At 49.4% G+C, this 967-nt stretch carries 1 rRNA gene; it reads left to right on the top strand.

The annotated features are described in order from the left end of the window. Window positions 1-324 precede the first annotated feature (324 nt). Window positions 325-967: ribosomal RNA gene (locus FPT15_RS29685) — 16S ribosomal RNA — on the top strand; the annotation flags it as partial.

The following is a 967-nucleotide window of genomic DNA, read 5'->3' as shown; positions in this document are numbered from 1 at the left end:
GTGTAACGCTGTAGAATTCGCCTCCCGCTAACGAGAGATCGGAAGCGCAAGTGGTTGAAGTTGTTGAAGAAATCTTCGAAAACTTCTGAAAATAATCACTTGACAGCAAATGAGGCTGCTGTAGAATGCGCGCCTCGGTTGAGACGAAAGATCTTAACCAACCGCTCTTTAACAACTGAATCAAGCAATTCGTGTGGGTGCTTGTGGAGTCAGACTGATAGTCAACAAGATTATCAGCATCACAAGTTACTCCGCGAGAAATCAAAGATGTAACCAACGATTGCTGAGCCAAGTTTAGGGTTTCTTAAAAACCCAAAGATGTTTGAACTGAAGAGTTTGATCATGGCTCAGATTGAACGCTGGCGGCAGGCCTAACACATGCAAGTCGAGCGGTAGAGAGAAGCTTGCTTCTCTTGAGAGCGGCGGACGGGTGAGTAATGCCTAGGAATCTGCCTGGTAGTGGGGGATAACGTTCGGAAACGGACGCTAATACCGCATACGTCCTACGGGAGAAAGCAGGGGACCTTCGGGCCTTGCGCTATCAGATGAGCCTAGGTCGGATTAGCTAGTTGGTGAGGTAATGGCTCACCAAGGCGACGATCCGTAACTGGTCTGAGAGGATGATCAGTCACACTGGAACTGAGACACGGTCCAGACTCCTACGGGAGGCAGCAGTGGGGAATATTGGACAATGGGCGAAAGCCTGATCCAGCCATGCCGCGTGTGTGAAGAAGGTCTTCGGATTGTAAAGCACTTTAAGTTGGGAGGAAGGGCATTAACCTAATACGTTAGTGTTTTGACGTTACCGACAGAATAAGCACCGGCTAACTCTGTGCCAGCAGCCGCGGTAATACAGAGGGTGCAAGCGTTAATCGGAATTACTGGGCGTAAAGCGCGCGTAGGTGGTTTGTTAAGTTGGATGTGAAATCCCCGGGCTCAACCTGGGAACTGCATTCAAAACTGACTG

Source organism: Pseudomonas sp. RGB (genome assembly GCF_007713445.1).
Lineage (GTDB): Bacteria > Pseudomonadota > Gammaproteobacteria > Pseudomonadales > Pseudomonadaceae > Aquipseudomonas.
Note: the sequence above shows the minus strand (reverse complement) of the source record. Positions and strands in the feature narration are given on the sequence as shown.